General features: G+C 78.8%; 2 protein-coding genes. Both read left to right on the forward strand.

Annotated elements, in window-relative coordinates; all coding sequences use genetic code 11:
• Window positions 1–7: 7 nt before the first annotated feature.
• Entirely contained in the window at window positions 8–148 is a 141-nt protein-coding gene (locus GL263_RS27380; protein WP_438948016.1) for a hypothetical protein, read from the forward strand.
• Window positions 149–224: 76 nt separating this feature from the next.
• Window positions 225–824, forward strand: a complete 600-nt coding sequence (locus tag GL263_RS27385; RefSeq protein ID WP_182858414.1) for a DUF5304 family protein — start codon at window positions 225–227, stop codon at window positions 822–824.
• Window positions 825–827 lie beyond the last annotated feature (3 nt).

Here is an 827-nt window from a genome sequence, read left to right on the forward strand (position 1 = left end):
GGTCATCGTGACCGTCGGCCCCCATCGCCGGGCGCTGCCGCTGGACTCCGCGCTGCGCCGCTGCACGGTCGCCGGCGCGCGGCTCGCGGGCCGCGAGCTGTCCGTGCGCTTCGCGCCCGACCCCGCGCTGTGGCCCGGCGCGCGCTGAGCGGTACTGTCGGAAGTGCGCGGGGGCCGATCGCCCGCGCCCGCCGCGTACAGCACCTCGCCGCCGGGAGTCCGCCATGAGCGACACCAACGACGCCCCCCACACCAGCACCGCCGGCACCGCCGGCGAGCCCGACGACGCCCGGACCCCGGACGACGCCTGGGCCGAGGCCTGCGCGGAGGACCTGGCCGCCGAGGAGGCCAGGCGAGCCGGCCGCGGCGACGGGGAGCCTCCCCGCGGCGACGCGGCGGACGAACTCCGCCGCCTGGTGGAGTCCGTCGCCGACCGCGTCGCCGACGTCGCCGCCCCGCTGGTGGGCGCCGCCGGGCGGGCCGCCGCCGGGGAAGGCGTCGGCGTCACCGCCGAGCGGCTCACCCGGCAGCTCGCCGAGACCGCCAGAACCGCGTTCGACGACGTCGCCGACCGCAGCCCCGAGGTCGTCTCGCACCTCAGCGCCGCCGGCGCCGAACTGCTCGCCGCCTACCGGGCGGTCGTCGCCGACCAGGAGCGGCGCTGGACCCGGCGCGAGGAACCCTGCGTCCGCGTCCCGCACGACGACGGCCACGACAATCCCCACGGCACCGAACCCGGCGGCACCGCCGAGCCGCCGACCTCCGAAGCCGGCGACGAGGGCGACGAACCGCCGCCCGGAACCGAACGCATCAACGTCGACTGAGCC

This window comes from Streptomyces durbertensis, assembly GCF_014156695.1.
In the GTDB taxonomy this organism is placed as follows: Bacteria; Actinomycetota; Actinomycetes; order Streptomycetales; family Streptomycetaceae; genus Streptomyces; species Streptomyces durbertensis.